Below are 24,522 nucleotides of genomic sequence, written 5' to 3' on the forward strand. Positions count from 1 at the left end.
GGACGACGTGCCCGTGCGGCACGAGCCCGATCCGTCCTTCCCGAGAACCGAGGACACCGCATGCCGGTCCCCCGCACCGCCCCCACGGAGCACCAGCTCCTCCGCGACACCGTCCGCCTCAAGATCCACGCCGCGATCATGGACGGCACGCTCGAGCCCGGTGAGCGGCTCAACGACGACGAACTCATCGCGTGGCTCGGCGTCTCCCGCACCCCCATCCGCGAAGCCCTGAGCCAGCTCACCCGCGCCGGCCTGATCGAGATGGCCCCGAACCGGTACACCCGCGTCACGACCCCGAAGCCGGACGAGGTGGTCGAGGCGATGCAGACCCTCGGCGTGCTGTTCGGCGGTGTCGTCCGGCTCGCGGTCCCGCGGCTCACGGCGGCGGCCCGGCGCAGGATCGTCGCGCAGCTCGACCGCACGATCGCCGAACTCGAGTCCCATGACGTCGCGTCGGTCAACCGGGACGCCCTCGACGTGTTCGGCCTGTACGTCGACGCGTGCGGCAACCCCGACCTGCAGCGGGTCTGCCGCGACACGATGGACGGCCTGGCCTTCCGGCTCCGCCTGCCGAACCTCGACGAGCTGATCGACTGGGACCGGATGACCGAGGACTTCCGTCGCCTCCGGGCCGCCACCGAGTCCGGCGACAACATCGCCGCCGAGCTCGCGACCGAGGCCATCCACCTGCTGCCGGGCGAGAAGTCCTGAGTCCACCTGTACGTCCGCACAGGAAACGCCCGTCCCGCCGTCGCGGGGCGGGCGTCCTGCGTCCGGAGCGCCGCGACGGACGCGCACGGGTGGCTCGCGGTCACACGCCTGCGGACCCCGGTAGCATCGCTCCGACCGAGCAGCCCCGCCCGACCCGTCGACCGAGAGCGCAGCATGACCGACCGCACGCCGGACCGCACCGAGATCGCCGCGCGCCTGGCCGCCGCCGTCGGTCGGATCAACCGCCGAGCCCGCTCGGACGCCGCCTCGCTCGGCTACGGGATCGTCTCCGCCCTGGCCACCGTGCAACGCGAGGGACCCCTGCGTCCCGGCGACCTGTCGCGGATCGAGGTCGTCACGAAGCCGACGATGACCCGCATCCTGACCGAGCTCGAACAGCGCGGCCTGATCGAGCGCGAGGCCGACCCGAGCGACGGTCGCGCCTTCATGGTGAGCATCACCCCGGCGGGCGTCGACGCCGTCGAACGCGCCCGCTCCGATCGCACCGGGATCGTCGCCGAGCTCATCGCCGACCTGCCCACCGCGGACGTCCAGGCCATCGCAGGCGCACTCGACGCCCTCGAGCGCGTAGCCCAGGGCGACCGCTCCCAGGAAGTGCACACCTCCGGCCGCTGAGCCGGCTCCGAGCGGGCCGTTACCGAACCGTTACACAACGGTGGACGGACCGTTCTGCCAGTCTTCCTGGACGGGGTGTCCAGGGAGACACGTCATCGTGACGGCTTCGCCCGAGCAGGCGGCCGCCGCGGTCGCCCAGCGGCGGACGGACGGGCCCCACACCACCGTCCGGTCCTCCCCCGGCTCGCGGCTCCCGACACCGACCACCACCCGATGGTCGCGGGCGCACTCCCCCACACCCCGTGCGTCCACCCCCACCCGTCGCGGACCGCACCAGCAGCCGGCCGACCACCGGAACCGATGACAGGACGCACCACCCCTTCCCTCCCCACGACCACCGCTACCACCCGCCGCCAGGCACTCGACACCCGCAGCCGCCGGGTCCGCCGGGCACTCCGCAGCCGCACCGCGCTCGTCGTCGGCGGCGCAGCGGCCCTCGCGCTCGTCGGCGGCGTCGCGACCGTCGGCACGCAGCCCGCGATCGGCGACGCGTTCGGCATCGCCACCCCGAGCGCGAGCGCCAGTGCCGCACCGGCCCTCCGCGGCGCGTCGCTCGACAAGGCCCAGGCGGCCGCGACCATCGTCACGGCGCAGACGGTCCTGGCCGACGCGAACGACAAGACCGACACCGCCGCCCTCGAGCAGCAGGTGCAGGCCCTCTCCGACTACCGGTCCATGTCGAGCGGCGCGATCACGTCGCACATCGCCTCGACGGTGGACGCCACGACCGAGGTCGCCGACGCCAGCGCCGCGCAGGACAAGGCCGACGCCGACGAGCAGGCCCGTGCCGCGGCAGCCGCGAAGGCCGCCGCCGAGCAGGCCGCAGCTGCCGCCGAGGCCGCCCGCGCCCAGGCCGCCGCGAACACCCCAGCCGGCGCCAAGGCCACGGCAGCGCAGCTCGCGTCGTCCCAGTACGGCTGGGGCTCCGCGCAGTTCCAGTGCCTCGACAGCCTGTGGACCAAGGAGTCGGGCTGGAACTACCAGGCCGTCAACGCGAACGGCGGCGCGACCGGCATCCCGCAGGCGCTCCCCGGCTCGAAGATGGCGACGATCGCCGCCGACTGGCGCACCAACGCCACCACCCAGGTGAAGTGGGGCCTGCAGTACATCAGCTCCGCGTACGGCACGCCCTGCGCAGCGTGGGCCCACTCGCAGGCGAACAACTTCTACTGATCGCCCCCACGACGCTCGGCCCCGGGTCTCCCACCCGGGGCCGAGCGTCGTGCAGGCTGGCCGGGTGACGACCCTCGGACTCCGGCGGATGACGCCCCGCGACCCCGACCAGCACCACCGCGCCGCGAGCCCGCTCGAGCTGCTGTTCGACCTGGTCTTCGTCGTCGCCGTCGGGTTCGCCGCGTCGAACCTGCACGAGATCGAGGCCGAGGGGCACGTCACCTCGGCGGTGCTGTCCTACGCGCTCGTGTTCTTCGCCATCTGGTGGGCCTGGATCAACTTCAGCTGGTTCGCGACGTCCTTCGACACCGACGACTGGGCGTACCGCCTCACGACGTTCGTGCAGATGGCGGGCGTGCTCGTCCTGGCCGCTGGCGTCCGGGACGCGATGGTCGACGGGGTCTGGACGACCGCCGTCGCCGGCTACGTCGTGATGCGGCTCGCGCTCGTCGCGCAGTGGCTCCGCGCCGCCGGCTCGGCACCGGCGTACCGGCGCACCGCGCTCCGGTACGCCGGTGGCATCGTCGTGGTGCAGGCGCTCTGGGTCGGCATGCTCCTGCTCCCGCACGCCGCAGTCCCGTTCGTCGCCCCGGTGCTCGTGCTCCTCGAGGTGCTCGTGCCGCCGTTCGCCGAGTCGGGCACCCGCACGACGCCGTGGCACACCCGGCACATCGCGGAGCGGTACTCGCTCTTCACGCTGATCGTCCTCGGCGAGGGGCTCGTCGCCTCGGCGAGCGCGGTGATCGACGCCCTCCGCGACGCCGAGCACGTCGGGTCCCTGCTCGTGCTCGCCGGCTGCGGGCTCGTCGTCGTCGCCGGGCTCTGGTGGATCTACTTCTCGCGCGAGCAGCACGCCCACATCCGCTCGCTCAGCGCCGCGCTCGTGTTCGGGTACGGCCACTACCTCGTCTTCGCCGCCGCCGGCGCGCTGCCGGCCGGGATCGAGGTCGCCGTCGGAGCGGCCACCGGTGACGCGGACCTGTCGCACACCTCGGTCGCGGCGACCGTCACGGTCCCGGTCGCGCTGTTCGTCCTGGCGATCTGGGCCCTCGCCCTCCGCCCGTCCCTCGGTCGCGCCGGCAACGCCGCGGTCGTCCTGCTCGCGCTCGCCGTCCTCGCCGCGACCGCCGTCCCGGCGGCCGCGCTCGTGCTCACGGCGCTGTGCGTCGCGGCGACCGTCGTGGTCCTGGAGGTCGCGGACCGCGGGCGGTGACGACCGTCGGACGGGAGGCCCGGGGCGGGCGCGCCACGAGCCTCCAGTCCGACGTGTGGCCGGGTCGCGCGGGCGGTCAGCCGATGCGTGCGATGCGGACGTCCACGCGCGACAGCGCGACCCCGTGGGCGGTCGCGGTCTCGAGGGCGGCGACGTGCGCGGCGCGGGCGGTGGCGGGCGCGGGACGGGAGCCGTCGGTCCCGATGACCACGCGCAGGACGTCGTCGTCGAGCACGACGCGGGCGACGGCGGTGCGCGAGGCGAGGCTGCGGGCCGAGGCGATCGCGCTCCCGAGCGTGGGCTTCGCGCGGTAGAGCTCGGCGACGCCGGGCACCGCGAGGACAGCGGCCTCGACGGCCGCGACGGTCTCGTCGTCCCAGGTCATGCGCGGTCCTCCTCGTGGTCGGCGTCGGCCGGCAGGGCTGGCAGCACGTCGCGGACGTGCACGTCGACGGCGTCGACGACCAGGTCGGTCTGCTCGGCGAGGACCGTGGCGACGGCCTCGCGGACCTGCTCGGCGGCGGCGTGGATGGGCGCGCCGGTGCGGACGGCGAGTTCGACCAGCACCCGGACCGGGGCGCCGAGCGTGGTGACGTCGCCGTCGAGCGAGCACCGGGCGATCACGACGCCGGGGACGACGTCGCCGGCGCTGCGGATCAGCGAGCGGATCGCGCCCTCGGTCATCACGGGGCGTTCGGTCGGGGCCTCGGGGATCAGGGGGACGTCGCGGCCGGCACGAGCCTCGAGCGAGATGTTCGCGAGGACCCCGCCGATCCAGGACTCGTCCGCCGGCGGCTCCTCGGCGGCCGCTGCGTCGAGCGACCCCATCGAGGACTGGCGCAGCCGGATGATCGCGGCGAGGGCGTTCTGGCAGGCCGGGGAGTCGTCGATCGTCGGGTCCGCCGGCTGCATGCCGTCGTCGAGGTAGTCGGCGAGCTCGTCGATCGTGTGGCCGTCGAGGTCGTCCGGCTCGAGGGCGTCGAGCCGGAGGTCGTCCGGGTGCGGGGTCATCGCCATGCCTCCATGAGACGGATCATGTTCTTCCGGGCCCGGGACAGCAGGCCCCGGACGGTGGACACGGGCAGGTCGAGCTCCTCCGCGATGTCCTCGTACCGGTACTCGAGCACTTCCTTCATCACCCAGCACCGCCGCTGCGCCTCCGGGAGCTCGGCGAGCGCACGCTCCGCGGCCTCTTCGCGGGAGCGCGCCTCGGCGACCCGTTCCGGGGCGTCGTCCCGGGGTGCGGCGACCTCGAGCTCGGTGACGTCGAGGTGCTCCCGACGGGCCCGGATGCGGTCGATGCACTTCCGGCTGAGGATGCGCATGAGCCAGGACTTGACCTTGGCGCCGTCCTCGAGCGCGTCGAGCCTGCTCCAGGCCGTGATGAAGGTCTCCTGCACGACGTCGTCGAGCTCGTCGGTGGAACCGAGGGTGCGTCTGGCGTAGGCCCGGAGCAGCGGCGTGTACCGCCGGATGAGGACCTCGAACGCCCGGACGTCACCGTCGGAGGACCGGCCGGCGAGGACGGCGTCGTCGAGGTCCGTGAGGGGCTGGTGGGGCACGGGTTCCTTCTACCGGTCACAGGTGGGGGAAGTCTGGGCGGGCCGGGGACGCCGGGCGTGCCGGGACGGGCGCCGCGGTCGTCACGCGGAAGGGTCCGGTCGGCCGGGTGGCCAGCGCACGGACGCGGGCCTGGGCGAGCAGGTGCGTGTCGCCGCTGCGCAGCGTGCCGCGGTGGGTGTCGGTACCGGTCATGTCGTCCTCCTGTGTGTTCCACCGGTGTGACGGATCGGAGCAGCGGATCGTCACACCGCGGGCGTGATCCGTACGGCAGGCTGGGGACATGTCCTCCGTCACCGCCGTCTGCCGCGTCGACCAGCTGCTCCGCGACTCCGGGACGATCGGCGTCACCGCCATCGACAAGCGTCCCGTGGACGGCCCCGTCCGGGTCCGGCCCCTCGGGCTGCACGCCGACGTGCAGGCCGACCGGAAGCACCACGGCGGCGAGGACCAGGCCGTGTACGCCTACGCCGACGAGGACGCCGCGTACTTCGCCGACCTGCTCGGGCGCGACGTCCCGCCCGGGCTCTTCGGCGAGAACCTCCGGACGACCGGCGTCGACGTCACCGGGGCGGTGACGGGTGAGCGCTGGCGGATCGGCGACACCCTCGAACTCGAGGTCACGATCCCCCGGGTGCCCTGCGGGACCTTCGCCCGTCGGATGCGCATCGACGGGTGGGTGAAGCGGTTCGCGGCCGAGAACCGTCCGGGCGCGTACCTCCGCGTGGTGCGCTCCGGGCCGGTGGCGGCCGGGGACCCGGTGGTCGTCGTGCACCGACCGGCGCACGGCGTGACGATCGGGCAGATCTCGGCCGGGCTGACCCCGGAGCAGGCCCGCGCGGTGCTCGACTCCGGCGAGCGCCTGGCGCCGAAGGTCGTGCGGGAGGTGTCGAAGGTGCTGGCGCCGGGTCGGGTGCGCTGAGCCGGAGGGTCAGGCATCCTCGGGGCGGACGCGGCGGGCGGGGTCGAGCGGGCGGGCCGCACGCGGCAGCCCGGCGACGACGAGCTCGTAGGAGTTCGCGACGAGGTCCTCGACCATCGACTCGTCGAGGCCGTCGCCCGGCGCGAGGGTGATCCAGTGCCGCTTGCTCATGTGCCAGCCGGGCGACACCTCGGCGTGGTCGCGGACGAGCGCGGCGCCGTGCGGGGGTGCGCACTTCAGGTTGACGATCGGGACGCCGCGGAGCTCGGTGAGGAGCACGAACATCTTCCCGACGACCTTGAAGACCACGGACTCCTCGCCGAAGGGCTGGGTCTCCTCGACCGCGGGCAGCGCCAGCGCGGTGCGGACCGTGACCTCGTGCAGTGCCGCCCCGTCCATGCTCCCAGCATGCCGCACCGTACCCACCCGAGCCACGGTGCGACCCGTTCGGGGGCGAGGACTCCTCACCGATCCCGCCGTACGATCACATCGGCCACGGAACCGTCGTGCGCCGACGACCCCCGGGAGCACCCGTGCACCTCCTCCGCACCGCCGGCTTCGCCGCCGCATCCACCGTCCTCGCCGCAGCCGTCGTCCTCGGCGGCACCGCGGCCGCCCAGGCGGCACCGACCGTGTACAAGAACTGCACCGCCGTGCAGAAGGTGTACTCCGGCGGCATCGCGAAGCAGTCCGTCACGTCGAACCGCGTCACGACCAAGTCCGGCAAGGTCGAGAACCGGGCGCTCAAGGGCACCGTGAAGAAGGACGACGCGCTGTACAAGGCGAACCGCGGGCTCGACGCGGACGGCGACGGGATCGCCTGCGAGAAGAGCTGACGCCGGGGCGCCCGCGCGTCAGAGCGGGGGCACGCCCTCGTGTCCGGACCGGGGACGCGCGGTCCCGGCGACGCCCGTGACGACCGACCCGGCCGGTACGTCCTTCGTGACGACGGTGTTCGCGCCGACCACCGAGTCCGACCCGATCGTGATCGCGCCGATCAGCGACGACCCGGCGCCGAGCACGACGCGGTCCCCGACCGCCGGGTGCCGGCGGACGCCCGGCCCGTGCTCGCCCCCGCGGCCGCCGAGCGTCACGCCGTGGAACACCACGACGTCGTCGCCGATCACGGCCGTCTCGCCGATCACGACGCCCATCCCGTGGTCGATGAAGAACCGTCGACCGATGCGGGCACCCGGGTGGATCTCGATCCCGGTCGCAGACCGCGCCAGCTGGGCGAGCACGCGCGCCGCGAACCGCGACCCGGGCAGGTCCTCGGCGGTCCACAGCCGGTGGGTCAGCCGGTACGTCCAGACGGCGTGCAGGCCGGAGTAGACCACCGCGTTCTCCAGGTCACCCCGGGCGGCGGGGTCGCCGCGGCGTGCTGCGGCCAGGTCCTCGCGGACCGTCCGCAGCACACCGCGTCGGGCGGCACGCGTCACGCAGTGAGCCCCTCGAACAGCGGCGTCGACAGGTAGCGCTCACCGGTGTCGCAGACGATCGCGACGACCCGCTTGCCGGCGTTCTCCGGGCGCGCGGCGATCTGCACGGCCGCGTGGATGATCGCGCCGGAGGAGATGCCCGCGAGGATGCCCTCCTCCGTCCCGAGCGCCCGGGCCACGCGCAGGGCGTCGTCGAGCTCGACGTCGAACACCTCGTCGATGACGGAACGGTCGAGGACCTCCGGGACGAAGTTCGCGCCGATGCCCTGGATCTTGTGCGGTCCGGCCTTGCCCTCAGTCAGCAGCGGGGAGTCCTTCGGCTCGACGGCGACGATCTGCACGCCGGGGACGCGCTCCTTGAGGACCTGGCCGACGCCCGTGATGGTGCCGCCGGTCCCGACGCCCGCGACGAACACGTCGACGTGGCCCTCGGTGTCGCGGAGGATCTCCTCCGCGGTGGTCTTCCGGTGGATCGCGGCGTTCGCCGGGGTCTCGAACTGGTGGGCGAGGATCGCTCCCGGCGTCTCGGCGACGATCTGCTCGGCGCGCGAGACGGCACCCTTCATGCCCTCCGGCCCCGGGGTGAGGACGATCTCGGCACCGAACGCACGGATCAGCGCCCGGCGCTCGACGCTCATCGTCTCGGGCATCGTGATGACGACCCGGTACCCGCGGGCGGCTCCGACCAGGGCGAGCGCGATGCCGGTGTTGCCGGACGACCCCTCGACGATGGTGCCGCCGGCCTGCAGCTCGCCGGACTCCTCGGCCGCGTCGATGATCGCGACGCCGAGACGGTCCTTCACGCTCGACCCGGGGTTGTAGAACTCGAGCTTCGCGAGGACCTCGGCACCGCCCGGCTGCGGCAGCCGGTTCAGTCGCACGAGCGGGGTGTTCCCGAACGCCTGCGAGATGTTGTCGTAGATGGTGCCGCTCATCCGGTCCGTCCTCTGCGGGTCAGGTGCGCACCCCCTGCACTGGAGGCGCGTGGTGCGCTGCGATCCTAGCGACGGCACCCGGCGTTCCCCTGTCCTGTGACGTGCGCTGACGCGCGCTGACGCGCCGGGCGCGCGCCGCGCCTCCGGGCCGGGTGTCGGACCCGGCCACACGACGGTCCGACGCCAGCCCCGCCCCGCCCCGTCAGCGCAACGCGCTCTGCGCGAACCGCTCGTCCGTCGCCTCGAGCACCCGCAGCACGTTGCCGCCGGCCAGCGCGCGCAGGTCCTCGTCGCCCCAGCCCCGGCGCCGCAGTTCCTCGGCGAGCACGGGGTACCGCGACACGTCCCGCAGGTCCGGCGGCAGCACCGGGGTGCCGTCGTAGTCGCCGCCGAGCCCGAGGTGCCGGACCCCGGCGACCTGGCGGGCGTGGTCGACGTGGTCCGCGACGTCGGCGACGGTGACCAGGGGCGGCTCGCCCTCGGAGCCCGCCTCCTCCCAGTCCGCCCACGCACGCGAGACGAACTTCGGCACGAACGTGATCATGACCACGCCGCCGTTGTCCGCGAGCCGGCCGAGCACGTCGTCCGGGACGTTCCGCGGGTGGTCGTCGACCGCGACGGTGGACGAGTGGCTGAACACCACCGGCTGCGTCGCGACGTCGAGGGTGTCCCGCATGGTCGAGGGCGCGACGTGCGACAGGTCGACGAGCATGCCGGTGCGCTCCATCTCGGCGACGACCTCGCGGCCGCGGTCGGTCAGGCCGCCGTGCGCCCGGGCCCCGGTGGCGGAGTCGGCCCACGTGGTGTCGTCGTTGTGCGTCAGCGTCATGTACCGCACGCCGAGTCGCGCGAAGGTCCGGAGCACGGCCAGGTCGTCGCCGATCGAGTGGCCGCCCTCGGCCCCGAGGAACGACCCGATCCGCCCGGCGTCCACCGCCGCACGGAGCTCGGCAGCGGTGCGCACGAAGGTCAGGTCCTGCGGGTACGCGGCGATGATCCGGTGCGCGGTGTCGATCTGCTGGAGCGTGGTCCGGACCGGGTCCGGGTCGTCGGACGGCACGAACACCGACCAGAACTGCCCGACGACGCCGCCGGCGCGGAGCTTCGGCAGGTCGGTGTGCAGCGTGCCCTGCTCGGTGTCGATGCCCTCGACGCCGGAGTCGTGCGACTCGCGGCGCTCCCACGGCAGGTCGTTGTGGCCGTCGATGACGGGGAAGGCGAGGGCGTCGAGGGTCATGCCGTCGACGCTACCGCCCGGTCAGTAGGCTCGCGGTGTGCAGCCCGTGACGCTCCGCACCGACCGCCTGGTGCTCTCCGTCCCGACGACCGCGGACGCCGAGGACGTGGTCGCGTACGCGAACGACCCGGACGTCATCGCCTTCACCCCGGTGCCCGTGCCGTACGGCCACGCCGAGGCCCGGCACTTCCTCGACGAGGTCGTCGCCGCCGGGTGGCGGGACGACGTCCGGTACGAGTTCGGCATCCGTCGCGCCGAGGACCTGCGCCTGCTCGGCACGGTCGGGCTGTTCGGCCTCGCCGACGGTGCGGCCGAGATCGGGTACGCGGTGCACCCGGACGGACGCGGGCACGGCTTCGTCACCGAGGCCGCCGACCGCGTGCTCCGCTGGGCGTTCGCCGACGCGCCGACGGGCCTCGGGCTCGTCCGGGTGCAATGGCGCGCGCTCGCCGGGAACGCCGCCTCGGCCGCGGTCGCGCAGCGGCTCGGCCTGACGTACGAGGGCCGCCGCCGGTCCGGCTCGCTGCACCGCGGGCAGCGGCACGACGAGCTCACCGCCGCGGTGCTGCGCTGGGACGACCGCGCAGCCGCCACCGGATGGCCGGACCGGTGACGGTCACGTTCCGCCTGGTCACCGACCTCGCGACGTCGCCGGAGCGCGCCTTCGCGCTGTCGCTCGACGTCGGTGCGCACGAACGGTCGATGGCCGCGTCCGGCGAGCGGGCGGTCGCCGGCACGACGTCCGGCACGATCGGGCTCGGCGAGACCGTCACGTGGCGGGCACGGCACTTCGGGATCGTCTGGCGGATGACGAGTCGGGTCACCGCCCTGGAGGCTCCTGGTCGGTTCGTCGACGAACAGGTGCGTGGGCCGTTCGCCCGCTTCCGGCACGAGCACCGGTTCACGGCGTCGGCCGGCGGAACGCGGATGGTCGACGAGGTCACCCTGACGGCGCCCTTCGGTCCGCTCGGGCGGCTGGCGGAACGGCTCGTGCTCGGCCGGTACCTGCGCCGGCTGATCGCGGACCGGAACGCGTCGCTCCGGTCCGAGCTCGAGCGCGGCGGTCAGGACCCGGCGAGCTCCCCCAGCGTGTCGTAGGCCGCGGCCACGGCGTCGACCCGGGCACGCCCGGCTGGCCCGGCCGCCTCGTACACGTCGTTCGCGATCGCCGCGACGACCGCGAACATCGCCGCCATGGAGTCGAACGCCGACGGGGAGTCCACCGGGCACAGCACCGCGGTCGACGCCGGCGCGGCGATCACGGCCGCGGTCGGGTCGCCGAGCACGACGACGTCCGCCCCGGTCGCGACGCAGTGCCGGACGAGCCCCTCGGCCCCCGCGGCGTGCCGGCGGACCGTGACGAGCACCACGAGGTCGCGGCGGTCGAGGTCGGCGACCTCCTCCCCGAGCCGCTGCCCGGGCGCCGGACCGAGCCGGACGTCCGGTCGGACCTGCGCGAGCTGCGACCGGAGCTGCATGGCGACGGGGTGCGCCGCCCGCTCCCCGAACACGAGCACGCGGTGCGCGCGGACGATCCGGCGGGCGAGCCGCACCCGGTCGGCCCGGGCGAGGGAGGCGAAGGCGGCGTCGAGGTTCCGCGCCTCGACCGCGCGCTGGTCGACGTGCGCAGCGTCCTCGGCGGCCCACGGCAGACCGTTGCCCCGGGCCGACATGAGCTCCTGCCGCACCTGCGCCGCGTCCTGGAACCCGAGCGACCGCACCAGGCGGGACACGGTGGCCTTCGAGGTGCCGGACTCGGCGGCGAGCTCGGCCGAGGTCCCGACGAGCAGCAGCTCCGGGTCGTGCCGGACCATCGCGGCGACGCGGCGCTCGGCGGGCGACAGGCGGTCCCAGACGGCGTCGACGCGAGCGCGGACGTCGGTCACGGTGGCGCTCACGACCGCGCCGCCAGGTCGTCGGCGACGCGTTCGACCGCGACGGCGAGGGCGTCGAGTCCGAGGGCGACGTCGTCCTCGGACACGAACTCGTCCGGGTGGTGGCTGATGCCGTCCGGGTTGCGGAGGAACAGCATCGCGACGTCGGTCACGAGCCCGAGCGACATCGCGTCGTGGCCGGCGCGGGAGAACAGCTCCGCGGGGTCGGTCTCCCCCGTGGCGACGATCCCCGCCCGCACGGCGGCCGTCAGCCGGGGCGCGCAGAACACCGCCGGCGCCCGGTGCACCTCGGTCGGCGTGACGGTGACCCCGCGCCGGGCGGCGATCTCGTCGAAGGCCGCGACGATCGTCTCCCAGACCCGGTCCCGGCCCTCGTCGAACTCACCGCGCAGGTCGACGCTGAAGCGCGCGAGCCCGGGGACGACGTTGACGGCCCCGGGTTCGACGGTCATGGTGCCGACCGTCCCGACGTGCTGCTCGGCCCGGCAGATCCGCTCGACCGCGAGGGCGGCCTCGGCGGCGGTGAGCAGGGCGTCGTGCCGCCGCTCGTAGGGGGTGCCGCCGGCGTGCCGGGCTTCGCCCACGGCCTCGACGGCGAACCGCCGGGCGCTGGCGATGCTCGTGACGACGCCGAGCGCCTGGCCGGCCCGCTCGAGCCACGGCCCCTGCTCGATGTGCGCCTCGAGGTACCCGACGAGCCGCTCGGGGCGCACAGCGGCCTCGCCGACCCGCTCGGGGTCGAGCCCGAAGGCGGTGAACGCGTCGCGGAGCGTCACGCCGTCGCCGTCCTCGAGGTCCCACCAGCCCTCGTCCCAGACCCCGGCGACCGCCGAGGACCCGAGCAGGGCCTTGCCGAACCGGGTGCCCTCCTCGTCGGAGAACGCGACGACCTCGAGCGCGACGGGCAGCGGACCGGCGGCCGTCACGCGCGCCACGGTCCGGATCGCCATGAGCACCCCGACGACCCCGTCGTACCGGCCGGCGTCCACCACGGTGTCGAGGTGCGAGCCGAGGAGCAGCACCGGGGCGTCCGGGGTGGCACCGGCGACCCGCCCGTGCAGGTTCCCGGCGGCGTCCTGCCACGTCTCGAGCCCGGCGTCGCGCATCCACCCGTCGACGACGGCGTTCGCGCGGGCGTGCTCCGGCGACAGGTACACGCGGGTGATCCGGCCGTCGTCCTGCGACACGGCGGCGAGCTCGTCGCACCAGCGCACGACGGTCGCGGCGTCGGCGAGCGCCCGCCCGCTCGCGGTCGGCACGGTCGGGGCCGCCGCGGTCACGCCGACACCTCGACGAGCGACGGCGTCCCGACGGTCGACGACGCTCCCGCGTACACGTCGAGCGCCGCGTCGACCCCGCCGCCCTGCGGCACCGCGTGCCCGGCCCGGCGCAGCGCGTGCTCGAGCGCGGCGAGCGTCGTGACGACGGCGTCCTTGCGGGCGTTGTAGCCCATCGTCCCGAGGCGCCAGACGCGACCGTGAAGCGGGCCGAACGAGGTCCCGATCTCGATGCCGTGGTCCTCGAGCATCGCCGCACGCACAGCGTCCCCGACGACGTCGTCCGGGATCTCCACGGCGACGACGTTGTGCATCTTGTGCGCGAGGTCGCCGAACACCCGCAGCCCGAGTGCCTGCACGCCCTCGGTCATCGCGCGGCCGGCGGTGGCGTGCCGGGCGACCACGGCGTCGCGGCCCTCGTCGAGCAGGATCCGGGCGCACTCGTGTGCCGCGTAGAGCATCGACGCGGCCTCGGTGTGGTGGTTCAGCCGGCGGGGACCCCAGTAGTCGAGGATCATCGCGAGGTCGAGGTAGTTCGACCGGATCGGCTGCTCCGCCACGACGTCGTCGGCCTCGCGGATGCCGGCCTCGACGCTCCGGCGACCGTCGAGCACCTCGACCGCGCGCGGCGAGACCGTGAGGGGCGCGCTGCCGGACGGGCCGCCGAGGCACTTCTGCAGGCCGGCGGTCGCGGCGTCGATCCCCCACGCGTCGACCTCGAGCGGGTTGCCGCCGATCGTCGCGGTCGCGTCGGTGTAGAGCAGCGCCCCGTACCGGTCGCACACCGCGCCGAGCTCGTCGAGCGGCTGGTTCATCGTGGTCGAGGTGTCGCCCTGCACGACGGCGACGAGCTTCGGCCGCACACGCCGCACGGCCTCCTCGACGACCGAGACCGGGAACACCTGGCCCCACGCGGTCTCGACGGTGTGCACCTCGGCGCCGGCGCGGGTCGCGATCTCGACGAGCAGGTGCCCGAAGCGGCCGAACACCGGGACGAGCACGCGGTCGCCGGGTGCCAGGAGCGACACGAGGGCCGCCTCGATGCCGGCGCGGGAGGTCCCGTCGACGAGCACGGTCCCCGCGTTCCCGGTGCCGAACACCTGCCGGTACAGCTCCTGCGTGTCGGACATCGTCCGCGTCATCCACGGGTCGTACTGCCCGACGAGCGGGGTCGACAGCGCGCGGAGCACCCGGGGGTCGGCGTCGATGGGTCCCGGCCCCATGAGGAGTCGGGCGGGCGGGTTCACCGGGTGCGTCATGACAGGTCCGTTCGTGCGTCGGTCGTTCCGGTGAGCAGGATACCGGAACGTTCGTTTCGAGCGTGTTGCGGAGCAACGCGTGCCGGTCGGTCGAGCAGCCGGCCCTGGACGGCCGTCACCCCGCCGTCGGCGGTGGCGACCAGCTCGCCGCGCAACCAGGTCTCGGTGACCCGGCCCCGTGCCTCCAGGCCGGCGAACGCGGAGACCCGGTTGCGGTGCGCGAGCCCGGCCACGTCGACCACCGACACCGCGTCCGGGTCGAACACGGCGAGGTGCGCGACCGCACCCGGCGCGATCCGCCCGCGGTCGTCGAGCCCGACCAGGTCGGCCGGTCCCGTCGTGAACCACGGCAGCACCGTCTCGAGCGCGATGCCTCGCCGGACCGCCTCGGTCCAGACCGCTCGGAACCCCACCTGCAGCCCGGCGATCCCGCCCCAGGCGAGCCCCCAGTCGTCGGTCTTCAGGTCCGCGGTGGACGGCGAGTGGTCCGACACGACGCAGTCGATGGTTCCGTCGAGGAGCCCCGCCCACAGCGCGTCGCGGTTCGCGTCGTCGCGGATCGGCGGGCAGCACTTGTACTCGGTGGCGCCGTACGGGATCGACCCCGCCTCGAACGACAGGTAGTGCGGGCACGTCTCGACGGTGATCCGCACGCCGTCGTCCTTCGCGGCCCGGATCATCGGCAGCGCCCCGGCGTCGGACAGGTGCAGCACGTGGACGCGGGCACCGGTCGCCCGCGCCCCGGCGACGACCTGTCCGATCGCGGACCGCTCGGCGACCGGCGGTCGGGTCGCCAGGAAGTCCTCGTACCGACCGCCGAGCGCGTCGTGCGCGACGAGGTGCGCGGGGTCCTCGGCGTGCACGATCAGGAGCGCGTCGATCGCGGCGACCTCGGCGATCGCGGCCTGCAGCTGCCCGGGGTCGAGGTGCGGGAACTCGTCGACACCCGAGGGCGCCGTGAAGCACTTGAACCCGAACACCCCTGCGTCGTGCAGGTCCGCGAGCGCCCCGGCGTTCACCGGGACCGCACCGCCCCAGAACCCGACGTCGACCGCGACGCGGCCGTCCGCGCTCGCCCGCTTGACCGCGAGCGCCTCGGCGTCCACGGTCGCAGGGATCGAGTTGAGCGGCATGTCGACGATGGTCGTCACACCGCCGAGCGCGGCGGCGCGGGTGGCGGACGCGAAACCCTCCCACTCGGTCCGGCCGGGCTCGTTCACGTGCACGTGCGTGTCGACGAGACCGGGCAGGAGCACCTGGCCCGCCGGGACCGTCCGGTCCACGGAGGCGGGCACGTCCGCGTCGACCGGCAGCACCTCGGTGACCAGGCCGTCGCGGACGACGACCGCGGCGGGACACCACGCCCCGTCGACCCACGTCCGGTGGGCGCGCAACACCAGGTCGGCCGGGAGGCGCGTCACGCCGCCGCCCCGATCGTCGCGTCCGCCGGCTGGTCACGTCGGAACCCGGCGAGGAGTCCCGTCACCGCCTTGGGAGGCGGCGGGGCGTACTCGCCGCGCTTGCCGGTACCGAGGCCGAGCCGGACGAGCGACTCGGCGAGGACCGTGGCCGCGGCGACGCCGTCGACCACGGGCACGCCGACGGCCCGCGAGACCTCGGCGCAGAGCTCGGCCATCCCGGCGCAGCCGAGCACGACCGCGTCCGCGCCGCCCGCGACGACCGCCCGGCACTCCTCGACGATCAGCTCCCGTGCGCCGGAGGCGGGGTCGTCGAGCGCGAGGACGGCTACCTCGCACGCCCGCACGTCGGTGACGAGGGACGCGAAGCCGTACCGCTCGGCGAGCTCGTGCGCCCGACCGGTCGTCCGCGCCAGGGTCGTCACGACGCCGAACCGCCGACCGAGCATCGCCGCGGCGTGGAACCCGGCCTCGGCGATGCCGATCACCGGACCCGTGGCGATCTCCCGCGCGGCGTCGAGTCCCGGGTCGCCGAAGCACGCCACGACGTACGCGTCGACGCCCTCCTGCTCGCCGAGCGCGACCTGCTCGAGGAGCCCGGGGACCGCCAGGGCCTCCTCGTAGTGGCTCTCGATCGACGCCGGGCCCATGGTGGGCGTGACGGCCTCGACGAGGGTCCCGGGGCCGGCGATCGCGGCGGCTGCGCGGCCGATCGTCTCGGTCATGGCGACGGTGGTGTTCGGGTTGACGACGCGGATGCGCATCGGGGTCCTTCCGGTGGTGCTGGGGCGGGTCGTGCTCGTCGTGCTCGTCGGGCTCGGGCCGGTGCGGTCAGTCGCGGCCGGGAGCGGCGCCGTGGTCGACCGTGGGGTCGTCGGCGGACAGCGCGGGCATCCGAGGCGACCGGTGCTCGAGGGCGCGGAAGAGCACGAGCCCGAGGCCGCAGCCGATGAACCAGCTGTAGTTCGACAGCCACGGCAGGACGCCGGTGGCGGGCGGCAGCACCGCGCTGGCGACCGACACGGCACCGGCGACGACGAGGGTCCAGATCGCGTTCGGGTTCCAGCCGTTGCGGTACCAGTAGCGCGCGGTCGGCTCCTTCGAGTACATGTCGTCGACCGCGACGCGCTGCTTCGCGACGAGGTAGTACCCGGCGATGAGGATGCCGAACAGCGGGCCGATGAGCGCACCGAGGATGCCGAGCGTGTACAGGATCGCCTGGTCGTTGCCGTACCAGTTCCACGGGGTCAGCAGGACCGAGCCGACGGCGGCGATCATGCCGCCTGCGCGCCAGCTGATCTTCCGCGGGGCGACGTTCGAGAAGTCGAACGCGGGGCTGATGAAGTTCGCGACGATGTTGATGCCGACCGTCGCGGTGACGAAGGTCAGTCCGCCGAGCAGCACCGCGAACGGCGCGTCGATCGCCTGCACGGTCTCGATCGGGTCGGTGATGAGCTTGCCGAACACCGGGACCGTGGCGCTCGCGCACAGCACGGTGAGGATCGAGAAGAACAGGAAGTTGACCGGCAGCCCCCAGAAGTTCCCGCGCTTGACGGCCCGGAAGCTGCGGCCGTAGCGCGAGAAGTCACCGAAGTTGAGCATCGGGCCGGAGAAGTAGCTGACGACGATCGCGATCGCCGAGAGCATCACCGGGATCGACGCGCCGAAGGACATCGGTGCGCCGGTGTGCAGCGTCAGCGAGATGTTGCCGATGCCGGCCTTCGCGACGAGGTACACGGCGAGGGCGATCATCACGACGTACACCGCGGGGCCGGCCCAGTCGATGAAGCGCCGGATCGCCTCCATGCCCATCGAGAACAGCGCCGCCTGGGCGACCCAGAGGATCGCGTACGAGATCCAGCCGAGCGCGGACAGGCCGAGGAACGAGTGGTTCAGGAGCGCAGCCGACCCGGGGACGAACTTCAGGAACACGATGTTGAGGGACTGCGCGGCGAGGAACGTCTGCACGCCGTACCAGGCCATCGCGATGAGCCCGCGGATGATCGCGGGGACGTTCGCGCCGACGACCCCGAACACCGCGCGGTTGATCACGGGGTACGGCACCCCGGTCCGCTGCGACGGCTTCGCGACGAGGTTCGCGAACACCTGCACGATCAGGATGCCGACGACCAGGGCGACGAGGACCTGCCAGCTCGCGATGCCCAGGGCGAAGAGCGACCCGGCGGTGACGTACCCGCCGACCGAGTGCACGTCGGACATCCAGAACGCGAAGATGTTGTAGCTCGTCCAGCGCTGCTCGCGGAGCGGGGCGAGGTCCTCGTTGGTGAGCGCCGGGTCGTACCCGGGCTTGACGACACCGGCGCCCGCGCGGGCGGTCGACGGCGGGGCGGGGGCGTGGGGCGCGGCGACCGGGGTCGCGATCTCTGTGACCAAGGCGTCCTCCGTGGGAGTGGGAACGGGGGTGGGTCCCCGTGTCCCCGACGCTAGGGAGCCTCTTCGCGCCGCCCGTTTCCCTCGTGTAACGGTCGTGTGACGCGACGACCGTCCTGGAACGCCTGTTCCGAGTGGGCCTTCCCGGCGCTCAGAACGCGTGCGTGCCGAGGAGCGCACCGGCCGCGTAGGTCGCGGCGAGGGCGAGCGCGCCGCCGACCACGACCCGGACCGTCGCACGCCCGCGGCGGGCACCGCCCAGGACCGCACCGGTCGTGCCGGTCGCCGCGAGGGCCACGAGCACAGCGACGACGGTGACGACGATGCGGGAGGACTCCGGCGCCAGCAGCATCGCCAGGAAGGGCAGCAGCGCACCCGTCGTGAAGGTCGCCGCGGAGACCCACGCCGCGCGCCAGGGGCTGACGACCTCGTCCTCGGCGTCCCGGAGCGCGGCCGCAGCCCGACGACGACGGACCTCGGGGCGGACGAGCTGCCGGGCGACGGCCTCGGCGACGTCGTCGTCCACGCCGAGCGAGCGGTAGTGCGCAGCGAGGGTCGGCGCGTCCTCGGCGTCGGCCTCGAGCTGGGCCTGCTGCGCCGCCTGCCCGGTGCGCTGCGCGTCGCGGGCACCGCTCACCGAGATGTACTCGCCGAGGGCCATCGAGATCGCCCCGCCGACCAGGGCTGCGGTGCCCGCGGCGACGATGGGACCGGTGCCGGCTCCCGCACCCGCGACGCCGACGAGCACGGCGGCGACGGACACGATGCCGTCGTTCGCGCCGAGCAGGCCCGCTCGGAGCCAGTTGAGCCGGGCGGCGCTGGTGGCGTCGTCGTGCTCGGAGACGGGCAGGGCGAGGTCCGATGCGGTCGACATGTCGGCCATCGAACCACGGTCGCGGCCGGTCCGCCAGCAAGGGAAGGCTGCCCTGACCGGGGCTTTCCTGGTGAGGTGAGCCTCACCTGACCTGGGCGGATACCGCGCTCCAGACCCGGGTCGGACGGCCGCTCAGAGCGTGCGGGAAGGCCTCCCCGAGCGGCGCGAACCCGGCACTGCGGTACAGCGCGAGGGCCGCGGTGTTGTCGTCGAGGGCGTGCAGTTCCGTGCGGTGGTGCCCGGCGTGGGCGGCCGCGGACACGGCGGCCGCGAGCAGGCGTCGGCCGAGCCCGTGCCCCTGCGCCGCGGGGTGCACGGCGAGCAGGCTGAGGTACGCGGCGTCGCTCGGGGTGCCGCCGCTACCGGGAGCGGTGACCAGGGCGAAGCCGACGGGGGTCCCGCCGTCGTCGGCCACCACCAGGGCGACCCGTTCCGCGGCGAACTTCTCGCGCGCACGTGCACGGACGGCGTCCGATGCCGGCACGCCGTCACGATCCGCCACGGCGGCGACCCAGAGCGCGACGCAGGCCGCCGCGGTCGACTCGTCCTCCGCGGTGCGCACGACGAAGGACGACCCGATCACCGGACCACCCTACGTCGCACCCGCCGGGGTCGGTCAGACGGTCGCCCGTGCGCCGACGCGGTACTGCGCGCCCCGGTGTTCCTCGGGCAGCCGGTCGCCGCGGCCGTGCAGCTTGTGGCGCAGCGACCCCGCGACGTAGGCCTCGGGGTAGGCACCGCGGGCGCGGAGCTCGGGGATGACGAACTCGATGACGTCCTCCCATGTCCCCGGGGTCACGGCGTACGCCAGGTTGAACCCGTCGACGTCGGTCTCCCGCTGGATCTCGACGAGCCGGTCCGCGATGGTCGCTCCGCTGCCGACCTCGACCGGGCCGAGTCCGCCGATCGCGGTCTGGCGGGCGATGTCCCGGACGGTCCAGTTCGCGCCGTCCTCGCCCGTCGCGGCGGACAGGTTCGCGGCCGCCGACTGGATCGCGTTCGACTCGATGTTCCCGAGGGGCTCGTCGAGGTCGTACTGCGACAGGTCGACGCCCATCCACCCGGAGTTGAGCACGAGCGCGCCTTCCTCGGACGCGTAGGACAGGTAGTCGCGGTGCTTCGCCTGCGCGGCCTCGTCGGTCGCGTCGGTGATGACCGTCAGCAGCGTGTAGATCTTCGCGGCGTACCGGTCCCGCCCGGCGGCCTCGAGCGCGTCGCGGATCTTCCGGACGGTGGCGGCGAGCTGCGGGAACGTGGGCGCGCCGACGAACACGGCCTCGGCGTTCTCCGCCGCGAAACGCACGCCCCGCGGGGACGCCCCGGCCTGGTACACGACGGGGCTCCGCTGCACCGAGGGCTCGGAGAGGTGGATGCCCGGGACGTCGAAGTGCTGCCCGTGGTGCTCGATGGGGTGGACCTTCGCCGGGTCGGTGAACACCCCGGACGTGCGGTCCTCGACGACGGCGTCGTCCTCCCACGAGCCCTCCCAGAGCTTGTAGAGGACCTCGAGGTACTCGTCGGCGACGTCGTAGCGGTCGTCGTGCGACAGCTGGTCCGTCTGGCCCATGTTCCGCGCGGCGCTCGGCAGGTAGCCCGTCACGACGTTCCAGCCGATGCGGCCCTTCGTCAGGTGGTCGAGCGTCGAGATGCGGCGGGCGAACGGGTACGGGTGCTCGTACGCGGTACCGGCGGTGATGCCGAAGCCGAGGTGCTCGGTGACGGCGGCCATCGCGGACACGAGCAGGATCGGGTCGTTGACCGGGACCTGCGACCCGGTGCGGAGCGCGGCCTCGTTCGAGTCGCCGTACACGTCGTAGGTGCCGAGCACGTCCGCGATGAAGATGCCGTCGAACGTCCCGCGCTCGAGCGTCTTCGCGAGCTCGGTCCAGTACGACAGGTCGTTGTAGTGCCGCGAGCGGTCGCGCGGGTGCCGCCACAGTCCGGAGGACTGGTGCGCGACGCAGTTCATGTCGAACGCGTTGAAGCGGATCTGCCGGGTCGCGGTCTCACGGGGCTCGGTGTCGTTCGTCGAGGTCACGTCGCGAAGCTACGTCGCGCAGCGCCGTCCGTCACGGACGGTGACGTTGCGTGACGCTGCCGGCGACTGCCGGGCTCGAGGCTCAGGCGGCGGACGCCTCGCGCACGGCGGCCTCGGCGGCGACCCACGCGAGCATCCCGCACTTCACACGCATCACGAACTTCGAGACGCCGTGGAACGCCACGAGGTCCTCGAGCACGTCCTCGTCGGGCTCCCCCGCCCCGCGCGAGCGCATCATCGCCCGGAACGCCTCGGTGAGCTCGAGCAGCTCGGGGACGGTCCGCCCGGGGGCCATGTCGGCGAGGACGGAGGCGGACGCCATCGAGATCGAGCACCCGTCGCCCTGCCACCCGATCGCCGCGATGCGATCCGTGCCGGGCTCGAGGCGGACGCTGACGGTGATCTCGTCGCCGCAGGTCGGGTTCCGCTCGAAGTGCGACGCATCGGCGTCGTCGAGCACGAGGTCGCCGTGCCGGGCCTTGGCGTGGTCGAGGATGACCTGCTGGTAGAGCGAGTCGAGGCCGTTCACGAGGCTGCTCCGAAGTAGTCGCGGACCTCGGCGACGGCCGCGAGGAACCGGTCGACGTCCTCGTCGGTCGTGTACACGTACGTGCTGGCGCGGCTCGTGGCGGTCAGGCCGAGCCGGCGGTGCAGCGGCTGGGCGCAGTGGTGGCCGGAGCGCACCGCGATCCCCTGCGCGTCGAGGTACTGGGAGACGTCGTGGGCGTGCACCCCGTCGACGTCGAACGCCACGATCCCCGAGCGCGGGACCCCGACGGGCGGTCCGACGACGCGGATGCCCGGGACGGCGGCGAGGCCCTCGAGCAAGCGCTGCGCGAGCGTCTCCTCGTGGTCGCGCACCCGGTCCGTGCCGATCCGCTCGAGGTACCGGACGGCCTCGGCGAGCGCGACGGCCTGGGACACCGGCTGCGTCCCCGCCTCGAACCGCTCGGGCGCGGGCATGAAGTCCGACGACTCCATCGTGACGGTGGTGATCATCGAGCCGCCGGTGCGGAACGGCGGCAGGGCGTCGAGGAGCTCCTGGCGGCCCCAGAGCACGCCGATGCCGTTCGGTCCGAGCATCTTGTGCCCGGAGAACGCCGCGAAGTCGACGCCGAGCGCCCCGAGGTCGAGGGGCCGGTGCGGCGCGGACTGGCAGGCGTCCAGGACGACCAGGGCGCCGTGCTCGTGCGCGGCGGCCACGACCTCGGCCACCGGCGCGATCATGCCCGTGACGTTCGAGACGTGCGCGAACGCGACCACCCGGGTGCGCGGCCCGATCAACGCGACCATGTCCGCCGCGGTCCAGGTGCCGTCGTCGGCGACCGGCACCCAGCGGAGCGTGGCACCGGTCAGGGCGACGAGCTCCTGCCACGGCACGAGGTTCGCGTGGTGCTCGGCCTCGGTCACGAGGACCTCGTCGCCCGGGCCGATGCGGAAGCGGTCCGCGGCGGCTCCCCCGCGACCGCGGCTCGCGTTGGCGATGCCGTACGCCACGAGGTTGAGGGCGTCGGTGGCGTTCGCCGTCCAGACGACCTCCGACGGCGAGGCCGCCCCGACGAAGCGCGCGACGGTGGCACGGGCGTCCTCGTAGGCGTCGGTGCTGAGCGCCGCGAGCGTGTGCGCGCCGCGGTGCACGGCCGCGTTGTCGGTCTCGAGGAACCGGCGCTCGGCGTCGAGCACCTGCACGGGGCGCTCGGCCGTCGCCCCGGAGTCCAGGTAGGCGAGCGGGTGACCGTTGACCTGTTGTTGGAGGATCGGGAAGTCCCGCTTGATCGCGGCGACCTCGGCGTCGGTCAGCGGCTGGTTCGGAGCGGGGACGGTCACCCCACAATCGTGGTCCGTCTCCGCCCCCGCGTCCAATCGCTACGAGCGGAAGTGCCGGTCCTACTGGTTGCCGATGTGCTTGTCGGCCTGGTCCCGCGCGCCGTCGATCTTGTCGTCGTACTTGCCGCCCGTTGCCTTCTTCACCGCGTCCGCGACGCCGTCGAGGATCTTGTCGCTGACGTCCTCGGCCTTCTCGCTCTTCAGTGCGTCCTGCACCTTGCCGTCCTGCAGGAACTGCTGTGCCTTCTTCGTGATGTCGTCGAACCCGGCCATGGCGGTCTCCTCGTGGTCGTGCGGGACCCCTCGCCCCGCGGTGCCGCCGATGCTAATCCGGGCAGCGGTCGGTGTCCGGGCCGGACGGAACAGGCGTCCGCAGCCCCGGTCGGGTCGTGCGGGTTCAGGCCATCTGGGCGCTGCGGCGGCGTGCGAGCAGGTACCCGACGGCGACGGAGCCGGTGATCGCGAGGAGCGACGGCACGAGGATGTCCGTGCCCTGCTGGGTGAACTCGACGACGAGCACGAGCGCGGTGAACGGCGCCCGCATCGTCGTGGCGAGGAAGGCCGCCGCACCGACGAAGGCGAAGGCCGCCAGGCTCGGGCCGTCGGCGGGCCAGAGCAGGATCCACGCCCCGCCGAGCGCGCCACCCACCGCCGAGCCGATCGCGATCGAGGGCGTCAGGGTGCCGCCGACCGCCCCGGCGCCGATCGTCGCCGAGGTGGTGATGGTGCGCAGGACCCCGAGGAGCAGCAGGAACAGGATGGGCGACAGCCCCGCGAAGTCCGGGGACGACGAGGTCGCGTTCATCGCCACGAGCCCGAGCGCCCGGCCGTTGCCGAGGATCTCGGGGAACGGCACCGCGATCAGCCCGACCATCGCGAACACGACCGGCAGCACGACGAGCAGGTGCCAGCCCTTCGGCGCGGTGGCCTGCAGCCGGTTCGTCAGCTTCACGAACCCGACGCCGGCGAACCCGAGGAGCGGACCCACCACGACCGCCCACACCAGGAGCGACGGCGTGAGGTGCATCGACGGCACGTGGTAGAGCACCTCGTCCGGGATCACGAGCCGTGCGGTGACCGCGGCGACGGCACTCGTCGCGAACGCCGGCAGTGCCGTCGCGAACGTGAGCTCCCCGAGCAGGACCTCGACGGCGAACAGCGCCCCGCCGAGCGGCACGTCGTAGACCGCGGCGAGACCAGCGGCCGCGCCGCAGGCGACGAGGATCTTCGTCTCGCGCGCGGTCAGGCCGGCCTTCGCGGTGACGAGCTGCGCGAGCCACGCCCCGATCTCCCGGGGCGCGACCTCCTTCCCGATGGAGGCGCCGAGCCCGACCGCGAGGATCTGCACGCCCGCGTTCGCGATGGTCGACAGGGCTGGCATCCGCTTGCCGCCGACGGCCGCCGGCACCGACACGACGGGCTTCGCCCACCGGCGGAGCGCCCACCACGCGACGCCGGTCAGCACACCGGCCGCGGCGAGCGCGGCGAACCGGTTCCAGCCGGAGGGCGCGTCGGCCGCCTCGAGGTGCCCGCCGAAGGGGTACCCGAAGGCGACGAACTGGATGAGCTGGAGCGCGAGCCACACGCTGATGCCCGCGACGCCGCCGGCGACGCCGACGAGCGCGGTGATCACCGCGAGCTTGACGGCCCAGCGTGCACTCCCGGCGACCGGCGTGGACGTGCGTGTCGCGTTCCCGGTCTGCGGCATGTCCGGAAG

The 24,522-nt window shown here is 73.8% G+C and carries 29 protein-coding genes; 8 read left to right on the forward strand and 21 right to left on the reverse strand.

From position 1 onward, the window contains the following. The first annotated feature begins 60 nt into the window (after nt 1-60). The 4 genes from DEU32_RS06255 (at nt 61) to DEU32_RS06275 (ending at nt 3,733) form a co-directional block, all read left to right on the forward strand. Complete coding sequence (locus DEU32_RS06255) at nt 61-711, forward strand: GntR family transcriptional regulator (RefSeq protein WP_114849778.1); 651 nt, start codon at nt 61-63, stop codon at nt 709-711. Nucleotides 712-885: 174 nt separating this feature from the next. Continuing rightward, on the forward strand, nt 886-1,347 hold the full coding sequence (locus DEU32_RS06260; RefSeq protein WP_114849779.1) for a MarR family winged helix-turn-helix transcriptional regulator: 462 nt from the start codon (nt 886-888) through the stop codon (nt 1,345-1,347). Between the two features lie 300 nt (nt 1,348-1,647). Continuing rightward, on the forward strand, nt 1,648-2,520 hold the full coding sequence (locus tag DEU32_RS06270) for a phospholipase (RefSeq protein WP_114849780.1): 873 nt from the start codon (nt 1,648-1,650) through the stop codon (nt 2,518-2,520). 64 nt (nt 2,521-2,584) lie between these two features. Continuing rightward, a complete protein-coding gene (locus tag DEU32_RS06275; protein WP_258554793.1) occupies nt 2,585-3,733 on the forward strand; it encodes a low temperature requirement protein A in 1,149 nt (382 codons plus the stop codon). 76 nt (nt 3,734-3,809) lie between these two features. Here DEU32_RS06275 and DEU32_RS06280 read toward each other — a convergent pair whose 3' ends face one another. Genes DEU32_RS06280 through DEU32_RS17105 form a run of 4 tightly spaced genes read right to left on the reverse strand, consistent with a single transcriptional unit; the run spans nt 3,810 to nt 5,488 of the window. Beyond that, nucleotides 3,810-4,118 (reverse strand): hypothetical protein, encoded by a 309-nt coding sequence (locus DEU32_RS06280; RefSeq protein ID WP_114849781.1) that lies wholly within the window; start codon nt 4,116-4,118, stop codon nt 3,810-3,812. Continuing rightward, complete coding sequence (locus DEU32_RS06285; protein WP_114849782.1) at nt 4,115-4,750, reverse strand: Asp23/Gls24 family envelope stress response protein; 636 nt, start codon at nt 4,748-4,750, stop codon at nt 4,115-4,117. The genes DEU32_RS06280 and DEU32_RS06285 overlap by 4 nt, the downstream gene beginning before the upstream one ends. Then, nucleotides 4,741-5,295, reverse strand: a complete 555-nt coding sequence (locus DEU32_RS06290) for an RNA polymerase sigma factor (protein WP_058742663.1) — start codon at nt 5,293-5,295, stop codon at nt 4,741-4,743. The genes DEU32_RS06285 and DEU32_RS06290 overlap by 10 nt, the downstream gene beginning before the upstream one ends. A 16-nt stretch (nt 5,296-5,311) precedes the next feature. Further along, on the reverse strand, nt 5,312-5,488 hold the full coding sequence (locus DEU32_RS17105; protein ID WP_167510115.1) for a hypothetical protein: 177 nt from the start codon (nt 5,486-5,488) through the stop codon (nt 5,312-5,314). Nucleotides 5,489-5,576: 88 nt separating this feature from the next. Here DEU32_RS17105 and DEU32_RS06300 point away from each other — a divergent pair, with 88 nt between their 5' ends. Then, nucleotides 5,577-6,215 carry an MOSC domain-containing protein gene (locus DEU32_RS06300; protein WP_114849783.1) on the forward strand — a complete coding sequence of 213 codons (639 nt, stop codon included), beginning with the start codon at nt 5,577-5,579 and terminating at the stop codon, nt 6,213-6,215. A gap of 9 nt (nt 6,216-6,224) precedes the next feature. On the opposite strand, the gene DEU32_RS06305 is transcribed toward DEU32_RS06300, so the two are convergent. Beyond that, nucleotides 6,225-6,614, reverse strand: a complete 390-nt coding sequence (locus DEU32_RS06305) for an MmcQ/YjbR family DNA-binding protein (protein ID WP_114849784.1) — start codon at nt 6,612-6,614, stop codon at nt 6,225-6,227. A gap of 134 nt (nt 6,615-6,748) precedes the next feature. Here DEU32_RS06305 and DEU32_RS06310 point away from each other — a divergent pair, with 134 nt between their 5' ends. Then, the gene (locus tag DEU32_RS06310; RefSeq protein ID WP_220152769.1) at nt 6,749-7,051 is read left to right on the forward strand and encodes an excalibur calcium-binding domain-containing protein; all 303 of its coding nucleotides are present in this window, start codon (nt 6,749-6,751) and stop codon (nt 7,049-7,051) included. Nucleotides 7,052-7,069: 18 nt separating this feature from the next. Here the strand turns inward: DEU32_RS06310 and epsC are convergent, their stop codons facing one another. The 3 genes from epsC to DEU32_RS06325 all read right to left on the reverse strand — a co-directional run bounded on the left by epsC (nt 7,070) and on the right by DEU32_RS06325 (nt 9,826). Beyond that, nucleotides 7,070-7,654: a serine O-acetyltransferase EpsC gene (epsC, locus tag DEU32_RS06315; RefSeq protein ID WP_241490215.1), complete on the reverse strand. Its 585-nt coding sequence runs from the start codon at nt 7,652-7,654 to the stop codon at nt 7,070-7,072. After that, nucleotides 7,651-8,589 (reverse strand): cysteine synthase A, encoded by a 939-nt coding sequence (gene cysK / locus DEU32_RS06320; protein ID WP_058742668.1) that lies wholly within the window; start codon nt 8,587-8,589, stop codon nt 7,651-7,653. The genes epsC and cysK overlap by 4 nt, the downstream gene beginning before the upstream one ends. 202 nt (nt 8,590-8,791) lie before the next feature. Then, entirely contained in the window at nt 8,792-9,826 is a 1,035-nt protein-coding gene (locus DEU32_RS06325) for a dipeptidase (RefSeq protein ID WP_114849786.1), read from the reverse strand. Nucleotides 9,827-9,863: 37 nt separating this feature from the next. Here DEU32_RS06325 and DEU32_RS06330 point away from each other — a divergent pair, with 37 nt between their 5' ends. Beyond that, nucleotides 9,864-10,439, forward strand: coding sequence for a GNAT family N-acetyltransferase (locus tag DEU32_RS06330; protein WP_114849787.1), 576 nt, complete (start codon nt 9,864-9,866; stop codon nt 10,437-10,439). After that, on the forward strand, nt 10,436-10,924 hold the full coding sequence (locus tag DEU32_RS06335; RefSeq protein ID WP_208738914.1) for an SRPBCC family protein: 489 nt from the start codon (nt 10,436-10,438) through the stop codon (nt 10,922-10,924). Before DEU32_RS06330 ends, DEU32_RS06335 begins: the two co-directional genes overlap by 4 nt. Here DEU32_RS06335 and DEU32_RS06340 read toward each other — a convergent pair. The 13 genes from DEU32_RS06340 to DEU32_RS06400 form a co-directional block, all read right to left on the reverse strand. After that, nucleotides 10,891-11,724 carry a MurR/RpiR family transcriptional regulator gene (locus DEU32_RS06340; protein ID WP_058742671.1) on the reverse strand — a complete coding sequence of 278 codons (834 nt, stop codon included), beginning with the start codon at nt 11,722-11,724 and terminating at the stop codon, nt 10,891-10,893. The genes DEU32_RS06335 and DEU32_RS06340 overlap by 34 nt on opposite strands. Further along, a complete protein-coding gene (locus DEU32_RS06345; protein ID WP_114849789.1) occupies nt 11,721-13,001 on the reverse strand; it encodes an allantoate amidohydrolase in 1,281 nt (426 codons plus the stop codon). The genes DEU32_RS06340 and DEU32_RS06345 overlap by 4 nt, the downstream gene beginning before the upstream one ends. Continuing rightward, a complete protein-coding gene (locus DEU32_RS06350; RefSeq protein ID WP_114849790.1) occupies nt 12,998-14,257 on the reverse strand; it encodes an alanine--glyoxylate aminotransferase family protein in 1,260 nt (419 codons plus the stop codon). The genes DEU32_RS06345 and DEU32_RS06350 overlap by 4 nt, the downstream gene beginning before the upstream one ends. Continuing rightward, nucleotides 14,254-15,678, reverse strand: coding sequence for an allantoinase AllB (gene allB, locus DEU32_RS06355; RefSeq protein WP_181819213.1), 1,425 nt, complete (start codon nt 15,676-15,678; stop codon nt 14,254-14,256). The genes DEU32_RS06350 and allB overlap by 4 nt, the downstream gene beginning before the upstream one ends. Then, nucleotides 15,675-16,439, reverse strand: a complete 765-nt coding sequence (locus DEU32_RS06360; RefSeq protein WP_114849791.1) for an aspartate/glutamate racemase family protein — start codon at nt 16,437-16,439, stop codon at nt 15,675-15,677. The genes allB and DEU32_RS06360 overlap by 4 nt, the downstream gene beginning before the upstream one ends. A gap of 67 nt (nt 16,440-16,506) precedes the next feature. Beyond that, on the reverse strand, nt 16,507-18,069 hold the full coding sequence (locus DEU32_RS06365) for an NCS1 family nucleobase:cation symporter-1 (protein ID WP_114849792.1): 1,563 nt from the start codon (nt 18,067-18,069) through the stop codon (nt 16,507-16,509). A gap of 148 nt (nt 18,070-18,217) precedes the next feature. Then, entirely contained in the window at nt 18,218-18,940 is a 723-nt protein-coding gene (locus tag DEU32_RS06370; RefSeq protein ID WP_114849886.1) for a VIT1/CCC1 transporter family protein, read from the reverse strand. 82 nt (nt 18,941-19,022) lie between these two features. Beyond that, a complete protein-coding gene (locus DEU32_RS06375) occupies nt 19,023-19,523 on the reverse strand; it encodes a GNAT family N-acetyltransferase (RefSeq protein ID WP_114849793.1) in 501 nt (166 codons plus the stop codon). Between the two features lie 33 nt (nt 19,524-19,556). Beyond that, a complete protein-coding gene (locus DEU32_RS06380) occupies nt 19,557-20,978 on the reverse strand; it encodes an LLM class flavin-dependent oxidoreductase (protein WP_258554794.1) in 1,422 nt (473 codons plus the stop codon). 82 nt (nt 20,979-21,060) lie between these two features. Next, nucleotides 21,061-21,507, reverse strand: coding sequence for a Fe-S cluster assembly sulfur transfer protein SufU (sufU, locus tag DEU32_RS06385; protein ID WP_114849794.1), 447 nt, complete (start codon nt 21,505-21,507; stop codon nt 21,061-21,063). Continuing rightward, nucleotides 21,504-22,805: a SufS family cysteine desulfurase gene (locus DEU32_RS06390; RefSeq protein ID WP_258554795.1), complete on the reverse strand. Its 1,302-nt coding sequence runs from the start codon at nt 22,803-22,805 to the stop codon at nt 21,504-21,506. The genes sufU and DEU32_RS06390 overlap by 4 nt, the downstream gene beginning before the upstream one ends. Nucleotides 22,806-22,865: 60 nt before the next feature. Next, entirely contained in the window at nt 22,866-23,078 is a 213-nt protein-coding gene (locus DEU32_RS06395; RefSeq protein ID WP_058742677.1) for an antitoxin, read from the reverse strand. A 124-nt stretch (nt 23,079-23,202) separates the two neighbouring features. Then, nucleotides 23,203-24,513 carry a chloride channel protein gene (locus DEU32_RS06400; protein ID WP_114849795.1) on the reverse strand — a complete coding sequence of 437 codons (1,311 nt, stop codon included), beginning with the start codon at nt 24,511-24,513 and terminating at the stop codon, nt 23,203-23,205. Nucleotides 24,514-24,522: the final 9 nt, after the last annotated feature.

This window comes from Curtobacterium sp. AG1037 (assembly GCF_003349855.1).
Lineage (GTDB): Bacteria > Actinomycetota > Actinomycetes > Actinomycetales > Microbacteriaceae > Curtobacterium > Curtobacterium citreum.

What these genes read in the sequence shown, in the direction of transcription:
- DEU32_RS06260 (WP_114849779.1), top strand. Translation starts at nt 886, where the DNA reads ATGACCGACCGCACGCCGGACCGCACCGAGATCGCCGCGCGCCTGGCC.
- DEU32_RS06370 (WP_114849886.1), bottom strand. Translation starts at nt 18,940, where the DNA reads ATGTCGACCGCATCGGACCTCGCCCTGCCCGTCTCCGAGCACGACGAC.
- DEU32_RS06305 (WP_114849784.1), bottom strand. Translation starts at nt 6,614, where the DNA reads ATGGACGGGGCGGCACTGCACGAGGTCACGGTCCGCACCGCGCTGGCG.
- DEU32_RS17105 (WP_167510115.1), bottom strand. Translation starts at nt 5,488, where the DNA reads ATGACCGGTACCGACACCCACCGCGGCACGCTGCGCAGCGGCGACACG.
- DEU32_RS06350 (WP_114849790.1), bottom strand. Translation starts at nt 14,257, where the DNA reads ATGACGCACCCGGTGAACCCGCCCGCCCGACTCCTCATGGGGCCGGGA.
- DEU32_RS06360 (WP_114849791.1), bottom strand. Translation starts at nt 16,439, where the DNA reads ATGCGCATCCGCGTCGTCAACCCGAACACCACCGTCGCCATGACCGAG.
- DEU32_RS06395 (WP_058742677.1), bottom strand. Translation starts at nt 23,078, where the DNA reads ATGGCCGGGTTCGACGACATCACGAAGAAGGCACAGCAGTTCCTGCAG.
- DEU32_RS06285 (WP_114849782.1), bottom strand. Translation starts at nt 4,750, where the DNA reads ATGGCGATGACCCCGCACCCGGACGACCTCCGGCTCGACGCCCTCGAG.
- DEU32_RS06400 (WP_114849795.1), bottom strand. Translation starts at nt 24,513, where the DNA reads ATGCCGCAGACCGGGAACGCGACACGCACGTCCACGCCGGTCGCCGGG.
- DEU32_RS06255 (WP_114849778.1), top strand. Translation starts at nt 61, where the DNA reads ATGCCGGTCCCCCGCACCGCCCCCACGGAGCACCAGCTCCTCCGCGAC.
- cysK (WP_058742668.1), bottom strand. Translation starts at nt 8,589, where the DNA reads ATGAGCGGCACCATCTACGACAACATCTCGCAGGCGTTCGGGAACACC.
- DEU32_RS06270 (WP_114849780.1), top strand. Translation starts at nt 1,648, where the DNA reads ATGACAGGACGCACCACCCCTTCCCTCCCCACGACCACCGCTACCACC.
- DEU32_RS06300 (WP_114849783.1), top strand. Translation starts at nt 5,577, where the DNA reads ATGTCCTCCGTCACCGCCGTCTGCCGCGTCGACCAGCTGCTCCGCGAC.
- DEU32_RS06280 (WP_114849781.1), bottom strand. Translation starts at nt 4,118, where the DNA reads ATGACCTGGGACGACGAGACCGTCGCGGCCGTCGAGGCCGCTGTCCTC.
- DEU32_RS06325 (WP_114849786.1), bottom strand. Translation starts at nt 9,826, where the DNA reads ATGACCCTCGACGCCCTCGCCTTCCCCGTCATCGACGGCCACAACGAC.